Origin of the sequence: Streptomyces sp. NBC_00647 (genome assembly GCF_045207245.1) — a bacterium.
GTDB lineage: Bacteria > Actinomycetota > Actinomycetes > Streptomycetales > Streptomycetaceae > Streptomyces.
Genome location: NZ_CP109040.1, coordinates 10,156,399 through 10,164,611 on the forward strand (window position 1 = coordinate 10,156,399; position 8,213 = coordinate 10,164,611).

Below are 8,213 nucleotides of genomic sequence, written 5' to 3' on the forward strand. Positions count from 1 at the left end.
GTGCTCTTCGGACACCCCGATGCATTCTCCTGTGATGGTCAGGGCGTCAATTTCCGGCGCGGCGTGCCGAGGAGGAGCAGAGTGAACAGAGTGCGGGCCCGAATACTGCGACGGGGGGCGGGCGCGGTCGTCGCGCTCGGACTGCTCATGGGGGTGACGGCGTGTGACGGCGGGGGATCGGAGTCCTCGGCGGCCGGCCGGCCCCAACGGGGTGGGACGCTCAGCTACGGATCCGTGCAGCAACCCCAGTGCCTGGACCCGGGTTTCGCGCCGGACACGGCGACGGGGCTCATCGACCGCAACATCTTCGACTCGCTGGTCTCCGTCGGCGCCGACGGCACCACCGACCCCTGGCTCGCCAGCGGCTGGAAGATCTCGGCAAACGGCCGCAGTTATACGTTCGAGCTGCGCGCGGGCGTCACCTTCCAGGACGGTACTCCCTTCACCGCCAAGGCCGTCAAGGCGACCCTCGACCACGCCGTCGACCCGAAGACCAAGTCCCTCAACGCCGCTTCGCTGCTGTCCGCCTACAAGGGCAGTACCGTGCTCGGGTCCCGCAGCGTCCGCGTCGATCTCACCCGGCCCGACGCCGCACTGCTGACGTCACTGGGGTCGCCGTACCTCGGCATCCAGGCGCCCGGTTCACTCCGGGGCAAGCCATGCCTGAAGCCCGTCGGCACCGGGCCGTTCAGCTTCGCCAGCTGGACACCGAACAAGGAACTCGTGCTCAAACGCAACGACGCCTACCAGTGGGCCCCGCCGGGCACCGCACACACCGGGCCGGCTCATCTCGACGGCATCCGCTATCAGTTCGTCGCCGATGACACCGCCCGCTTCGGCGCGCTCACCAGTGGCCAGCTCGACGTGATCGAGAACGTGCCCGCATCAAACGTCAAGACGCTCGAGTCCTCCGACACGGCCACCTTCCACAAGACCGACTCACCGGGCCAGGTGTACGGGCTGCGCCTCAACTCGACGCGCGGTCCGTTCACCGACGAGCGGGTGCGGCTGGCGTTCATGGACTCTCTCGACCTCGACGGACTGGTGAAGTCGGTGTACTTCGGGCAGTACGAGCGGGCGTGGAGTCCGCTGAGCCCGGTCACCCGCGGCTACGACGCCTCCCTGGAAGACAGTTGGCGCAAGGACACCGCCCGGGCCGCACGGCTGCTCGACGAGGCCGGCTGGACAACCCGGGACACCGCGGGATACCGCACCAAGGACGGAAAGCGGCTGACCGTGCACTGGCGCACCGGAGCCCAGCTCGACCGCGACCAGCGCGGCACCGTCGCCCAGGGCATCCAGGCCGACGCCAAGAAGGCCGGCTTCGACCTGCGCTACGAGACCGAGGACACCGGCACCTTCGCCAAGAACATCCTCTCCGGCAACCTCGATATCTGGGCGGGCAGCAACCAGCGTCTCGACCCCGACATCCTGCGCTCCTCGTTCGCCTCCTACGCGACCCTGCGGAAGGGCGGCGGCAACATCTTCGGCCTCAAGAACAGCCGGCTCGACAGCCTGCTCGACGGCGCCGCATCCACCACCGACTGGAAGGTCCGTGCGAAGAACTACGCCGAGGTACAGCAGTACGTCGTGCGGCACGGCCTCCAGGTGCCCGTCCTGGTGCCGGCGAACCTGCTGGCCGCGCAGAAGAAGGTGCACGGCGTGACCTTCAACCCGGACTCCACGCTGCGCTTCTACGACCTGTGGCTCGGCTGACATGACCCGCCTGCCGCTGCTGCGCTGGCTGGTACGCCGGCTGTGCACCGGGGTCCTCGTCGTCTGGGGCGCCGCCACCGTCGCCTTCACCGCGCTGCACATGGTCCCCGGGGACCCCGTGGTGGTGATGCTCGGCGGCTCCACGCCCAGCGCGGAGATCCTCGCGCAGACACGCCGCGAACTTGGCTACGACCGGCCCGTCGCCGTGCAGTACGCCGACTACCTCGGCCATCTGGCCCGCGGCGACCTCGGCCAGTCCTTCCAACTCCACCAACGGGTCGGTGAAGTGATCGGCAGTCAGCTGTGGCCCACCGTCCAACTGACCGTGGCCGGCTTCACGCTGGCCCTGGCCGGGGCACTGGTCCTCGCCTTCGCCGGCACAGGGCATCCGGTGCCGCGCCGGATCAGCGCCGGCCTGGAACTCCTGATGATCTCAGCACCGGGCTTCTGGGTCGGAGTCCTGCTGCTGTCGGTGTTCTCCTTCCGGCTGGGCCTGTTCCCGGTCGTGTCCGGCACCAGCCCCGCCGGTCTGGTGCTGCCCGCCGTCACCCTGTCGCTGGGCCTCATGGGCACGTTCGCGCAAGTCATGCGTGAGGGCCTGGACCAGGTCCTCACCGAACCGTTCGTCCTCAGCTCACGAGCCCGCGGCAGCACCGAGACCACTGTCCGGCTGCGCCACGCCCTGCGCCACGCCCTGCTGCCTGTCATCACCCTGTCCGGCTGGGTCGTCGGCGCACTCCTCGGCGGCTCGGTCCTGGTGGAGACCATCTTCAGCAGGCAGGGCATCGGCCGGGTCATGGCAAGCGCCATCAGCGGCCGTGACCTCCCACTGGTCACCGGGATCGCCGTCGTCTCGGCCGTGGTCTTCACCGTCGTCAACATCGCCGTCGACCTGCTGTACCGCGTGGTCGACCCCCGGTTGAGGGAGACCGCCCCATGACCGCCACGGCCTTGCCCCCCACCGCGCTCGGCGCGCCCGCGCGAAACCGGAGGCTGCGCGCACTGCGACCAGGCCTCGCCCTGTGCTGGCTGGTGCTCGCCCTGGTCACCGTGGCCACGCTGTGGCCCCACCTGCTCGCCTCCGGCGACCCCGATGCCACACACGTCACCCAGGCCCTGCACGGACCCGGCGCGGCACACCCGTTCGGCACCGACCAGCTCGGCCGGGACGTCTACACCCGTGTGGTCCACGGCGCCCGCATATCGGTCACGGTCGGTGTCGGCTCTACGGCACTCGCCCTCGGGCTGGGCGCGTTCGTCGGCGGTCTGGCCTCCATCGGTGGCCGCTGGGTGGACGAGGCCCTCATGCGGGTCACCGACGTGCTGCTCGCGTTCCCCGGAACGCTCCTGGCCCTGCTGGTGGTCGCCATGCTGGGCCCCGGGACCGGCCACTCGCTCATCGCCATCGGCCTGTCCGCCGCCCCCGGCTTCGCCCGGCTGGTACGCGGCCAGGCACTGGCGATCCGCGACGCCGACTATGTCCGTACCACCGTCACCTTCGGACGGGGACGGCTGGACGCCTACCTCCGGCACCTGCTGCCCAACGCGCTGCCACCGCTGCTCGTCCTCGCCACCATCAACGTCGGTGTGTCGATCATCGCGGGCGCCTCCCTCAGTTTCCTCGGTCTGGGACCGGCCGCCCCCACCGCCGAGTGGGGAGCCATGCTCGCCCAGGGACAACAGTTCCTCGGCGTGTCCTGGGCGGTCGCCGTCTTCCCCGGACTCGCCGTCACCGCGACCGTCGTCGCGGTCAACGTGGTCGGCCGCGATCTTCAGCGCCGCCTGGCCGGAAGGGACCGACATGCGCGACCGTGACGTCACCGTGGGGGAACGGCCGCCCGGCGGCGTCCGACAGTCGGCCGCCCCCCGCGACGACCTGCTCACCGTGACCGGGCTGACAGTCGCCTTCCGCGGCCCGGCAGGCTCCGTCGAGGCGGTCCGGGGGGTGGACCTGCGGGTGGCGGCCGACGAATGCCTGGCCATCGTCGGCGAGTCCGGATCCGGGAAGAGTGTCACCGCGCGCGCCCTGGTCGGACTCGCCGGTCCCGGCGCCGACGTCCGCGCCGGCTCCTTCACCGTCGCGGGCGAGGACGCGGCCGGCTTCCGCCCCGCCGACTGGCGGCGGATCCGCGGCCGGCGCATCGGCCTCGTCGTCCAGGACGCCCTCACCTCCCTCGACCCGCTGCGCCGGGTCGGCGCCGAGATCACCGAACCCCTGCGCAGCCACGGCCTGGAGACCTCAGCCGCCCGTGTCCGCGCCCTGCTGGACGACGTGCATGTGCCCGAACCCGACATCCGCGCCCGCCAGTACCCCTTCCAGCTGTCCGGCGGGCTGCGCCAGCGCGCCCTGATCGCCTCCGCCCTGGCCGCCGAACCCGGACTGCTCATCGCCGACGAACCGACGACCGCCCTCGACGTCACCGTGCAGGCGCACATCCTCGACCTGCTCGGCGACCTGAAACGCAAGGGCACCGGCATCCTCCTGATCAGCCACGACCTCGCCGTCGTGGCGCGGCTGGCGGATCGCATCGCCGTGATGTACGCCGGGCGGATCATCGAGGAGGGACCAGCGGCGCAGGTCCTGGGCGCGCCCCGGCACCCGTACACCCGGGAACTGCTCGCGGCCGTCCCCGCCGCCCACACCCGCGGCACCCGCCTCGCGGCCGCCCGCCCCGAGGCACCCGGCGAGGACGGGCCCGGATGCTCCTACGCCGTCCGGTGCTCGCTCGCGATCGACCGCTGCCGGACCGAGGACCCGCCGCCCGTCACCGTCGGCGGCGGCCACCGGGCGCGCTGTCTGCGTACGGACCAGGAGTGGCGGCCCCGCGTCCGGACGGACACCGGACGCACCAACGCCCCCGGTGAGGTCCTGCTGGAGATCGACGGAGTCGGCAAGTCGTTCCGCGGCCCCGACCGCGAACTCCGCGCCGCCGTCCGCTCGGTGTCCTTCACCCTCAACAGGGCGGAGACCGTGGGACTGGTCGGCGAGTCGGGCTCCGGCAAGAGCACCGTCGCGCAGATCGTCCTCGGCCTGCTGCGACCGGACCACGGCACGGTCAGGCTCCAGGGCCGCCCTTGGTCGGGAGTACGGGAGTCCGCACGCCGCCGGGACCGCCACCGTCTGCAATTCGTCCCCCAGGACCCGCTCAGCGCATTCGACCCCCGCTACACCGTCGAACGCGTCGTAGGCGAGGCGTTGGGCGCCCCCGGCCGGTGGTCCGCGCGCCGCAGACGGGACCGCATCACCGAACTTCTCGACATGGTCGGGCTGGACGCCGGCCTGCTCCGGCGCCGGCCCGCACAGCTTTCCGGAGGCCAGCGCCAGCGGGTGGCCATCGCCCGCGCCCTCGCACCACAACCCGACGTACTGATCTGCGACGAGCCGGTCTCCGCCCTCGACGTCTCCATCCAGGCACAGATCCTCGACCTCCTCACCGACCTCCGCGAACGGATGGGCCTGGCCTGCCTGTTCATCTCGCACGACCTCGGCGTCGTCCACCATGTCAGCGACAGGGTCCTCGTCATGCGTGACGGCGAGGTCGTCGAACACGGTCCCGTGGAGCGCGTGTACACCGCGCCGGAGCACCCCTACACACGTGAACTGCTCGCCGCGCTCCCCAACCCCGAGGAGGGGCTGGCCGGTTGAGCGGCCCCAGCACGAAGGGCGGTGCCACGACCGGAGAACAACCCCGGCCACGGCACCGCCCTCGGCGTACCCGCGCGCGCCGTCCGCTACTCCGCCCCGGCCACCGCCGACTCCGGGGAGAGCGGCAGCGACTCGCACACCTGCGCCAGCAGCTCGTACGAACGCACCCGCGCCGCGTGGTCGTGCACGATCGTCAGGGCCATGATCTCGTCGGCACCGGAGGCCCGCACCAGTGCCCCCAGCGACCGCTGGACGGTCTCCGGACCGCCGACGAACTGCGGCACGAACGAGTCCTTCGCCATCTGGCGCTCCGCAGCGGTGAAGGGCTCCCGGTCCGCCTCCTCCGGGCTGACGTACGGGCCGAGCTTGCCCCGCAGCATCTTCAGATGCGCGATCTCCAGGGATGCGGCCAGCCGCTGCGCCTCGGCGTCGGTGTCCGCCAGGACCACCACGGCCGCCACGACGGCGTATGCCTCCTGGAGCCACCGCGACGGCCGGAACGACCTGCGGTACAGCTGGAGACCGGGCACGGTGTTCTGCGGAGTGAAGTGGTGCGCCGACGCGAACGGCAGACCCAGCTCGCCGGCGGTCCGCGGACCCCCGCCGCCCGAGCCGAGGATCCACACCGGCGGCCACTCGTCCGGCACCGGGTTCGCGGTGATGGGGTTCTCCCCGGTGGCGTAGCCGAGGATCTCCCGCACCTGCTCGGGGAAATCCACGCCGTTCAGCGGATCACGGCGCAGCGCTTGCGCTGTCAACGGGTCGCCGCCGGGTGCCCGGCCCAGGCCGAGGTCGATCCGGCCCGGATGGAGTGCCGCCAGCGTCCCGAACTGCTCCGCCACCACCAGCGGCTGGTGGTTCGGCAGCATCACTCCGCCCGAGCCCACCCTGATCGACGCGGTGGACGCGGCGACCTGCCCCGCGAGAACAGCTGGGGAGGAGCTGGCGATGCTCCCGGTGTTGTGGTGCTCGGCGAGCCAGTAGCGGTGAAATCCGAACTCCTCCGCGCGCCGGGCCAGGTCGAGAGTGTTGCGCAGGGCCTGCGCACTGGTGGAGCCGGACATCACAGGCGCTATGTCGAGCACCGAATACCGGATGCGATTCAACTCGCTCATCAGGGATTGTCCTTCTGCGATCGATTGTTCAGCGGCTCAAGACAACTTCTCCAGCGCAAAACCGGACTTGATCCACTTGCTGGACTCCACAGCGACCGCCACCGCACGCTGACGTGATGTCATACGCGGTAGCAGTCGCTCGAGTTGGAAGAACGGCAGGGCGTTGCCCGTGTTTCCGATGTCGCGGACGACACTGATCTCGGCTGCCCCGGGTGCGTCCATGGCCTCGACGATCCGTGCCGTCATCCGCCCCGACAACTGCGGAGGGAGCAGATAGTCCAGGTCGTCGCGCTTCCACCCCAAGTCGTCCAGGAGTTCCCCCAGGACGTCCACGGCCAGCACCGGTACGAGCTCCTCGATGGCCTTGTAGTCCTCGGTCGTCCCGGTCCGCAGCCGGTGGCGGTCGGCCACGCCGAACCAGTCCACCATGTGCCCCGAGGGGCGGCCGCGGCCGGCCAGCCGGACCCGGACCTCGCGCAGAACCACGGAGTCCGCGCCCGGGGTACGGCCGAGTACGACCGCGCCCGCCCCGTCGCCGAACATCACGGCATTGACCAGTTCGGCAGGGTCGAGCGTTCGCGGGTCGACCGACAGGTCGTAGTGCTTGGCGCACACATCTCCGCCCAGCACCAGCGCCGTCTCGTGCCGGCCCGCGAGCAGCAACTGCCGGGCCACGTCGAGCGCCTGAAGGGCGCCCGAGCAGCCTGACTGGAGCTGGAAGCTGGGCACGCCGTCGATGCCCAGCCGGTCGGCGATCACATTGACGGTGGCCGGCATCAGCTGGTCGGGCGAGGAGGTGCCCATCACGACCAGGTCGACGTCGCCCGGCTCGACCCCGGCCGAGGCCAGGGCCCGCGCCCCGGCCGTCGCCCCGAGGTCGGCCAGCCACTGGTCGACCTCCCCCGTCTCGAGGTTCACCGACAGATGCCGCGTTGCGGTGCCGATGAACGCCTCGACCCACTGCTCCCATGCCTCGCCCACTTGGAACAGCCGAGCGAGCACGGCGTTGTCCAGCGGGGGCCCGGGCAGTGCAGTCCCCACACCCAGCAGATGCGTGTCCACGTCCCTGTCGCCTCCTTGTCCGTCCGGTCGGTCAGGCCTCGTAGCCAGGGAAGAAGACGAACTTCACGTCGGTGAGCAGTTTGGCGTTGGCCACCCGCACCTCGCGCAGCCCCAACAGCCCCTTGTAGGCACCGCCCGTGCCGATGATCGGAGCGCGGGTGATGCCGCCCTGGATCGCCTGCGTCGTGTCCAGCGGCCCCTCGTACAGCGCGGTGCCGTCGGGCAGGGTGATCTCCTCCCGGTACCAGCTGAAGAAGTGCCCGTCCGACTCACGCTGGTAGACCGCCTCGGCCCGGCCCAGCACCTCGCCGACCTTCTGCCCGTCGGCATCGATCAGGTGGTCGAAGTACGTGCCGAAGTCGCCGATCTTCACGCTGTTGTAGTCGCCGCCCTCGACCGCGTCCTGGTCGACGCTGTTGACCATCTTCAGCTCCTGCGTGACCTCCGTCAGCGGGCCGATGACGATGAGATCCTTCGTCTGAACTGCCATGATCCCTCTTCTCTGGGTTGTGGCGGACGATGCTGTCCTCGCACGTCCGCCCTGATCGGTCCGTGCCGAAGGTGCAGGCACAGCCATCTTGGAAGACCGGGCTAAAGTCGCTCTTGGGGCGCGCTTTCGACCTCGGCACGGCCCGCCCGGGCCAGGGGTGGTGCGACCTGGACGTACCGGGCCG

At 70.8% G+C, this 8,213-nt stretch carries 7 protein-coding genes; 4 read left to right on the forward strand and 3 right to left on the reverse strand.

Annotated features, from left to right (window positions below):
• Window positions 1-81: 81 nt before the first annotated feature.
• From OG788_RS44670 to OG788_RS44685, 4 genes are read left to right on the forward strand one after another with little or no spacing between them, the layout of a single operon-like run.
• Window positions 82-1,716 (forward strand): ABC transporter substrate-binding protein, encoded by a 1,635-nt coding sequence (locus OG788_RS44670; RefSeq protein ID WP_406376588.1) that lies wholly within the window; start codon window positions 82-84, stop codon window positions 1,714-1,716.
• 1 nt (window position 1,717) lies between these two features.
• A complete protein-coding gene (locus OG788_RS44675) occupies window positions 1,718-2,656 on the forward strand; it encodes an ABC transporter permease (RefSeq protein ID WP_406376589.1) in 939 nt (312 codons plus the stop codon).
• Window positions 2,653-3,531 (forward strand): ABC transporter permease, encoded by an 879-nt coding sequence (locus OG788_RS44680; RefSeq protein WP_406376590.1) that lies wholly within the window; start codon window positions 2,653-2,655, stop codon window positions 3,529-3,531. The genes OG788_RS44675 and OG788_RS44680 overlap by 4 nt, the downstream gene beginning before the upstream one ends.
• Window positions 3,518-5,362 (forward strand): dipeptide ABC transporter ATP-binding protein, encoded by a 1,845-nt coding sequence (locus OG788_RS44685; RefSeq protein ID WP_406376592.1) that lies wholly within the window; start codon window positions 3,518-3,520, stop codon window positions 5,360-5,362. The genes OG788_RS44680 and OG788_RS44685 overlap by 14 nt, the downstream gene beginning before the upstream one ends.
• Window positions 5,363-5,448: 86 nt before the next feature.
• Here the strand turns inward: OG788_RS44685 and OG788_RS44690 are convergent, their stop codons facing one another.
• Genes OG788_RS44690 through OG788_RS44700 form a run of 3 tightly spaced genes read right to left on the reverse strand, consistent with a single transcriptional unit; the run spans window position 5,449 to window position 8,029 of the window.
• The gene (locus tag OG788_RS44690; RefSeq protein ID WP_406376593.1) at window positions 5,449-6,477 is read right to left on the reverse strand and encodes an LLM class flavin-dependent oxidoreductase; all 1,029 of its coding nucleotides are present in this window, start codon (window positions 6,475-6,477) and stop codon (window positions 5,449-5,451) included.
• A gap of 36 nt (window positions 6,478-6,513) precedes the next feature.
• On the reverse strand, window positions 6,514-7,539 hold the full coding sequence (locus OG788_RS44695; protein WP_351556872.1) for a 3-oxoacyl-ACP synthase III family protein: 1,026 nt from the start codon (window positions 7,537-7,539) through the stop codon (window positions 6,514-6,516).
• A gap of 31 nt (window positions 7,540-7,570) precedes the next feature.
• Window positions 7,571-8,029: an allene oxide cyclase barrel-like domain-containing protein gene (locus tag OG788_RS44700; RefSeq protein WP_351556875.1), complete on the reverse strand. Its 459-nt coding sequence runs from the start codon at window positions 8,027-8,029 to the stop codon at window positions 7,571-7,573.
• Window positions 8,030-8,213 lie beyond the last annotated feature (184 nt).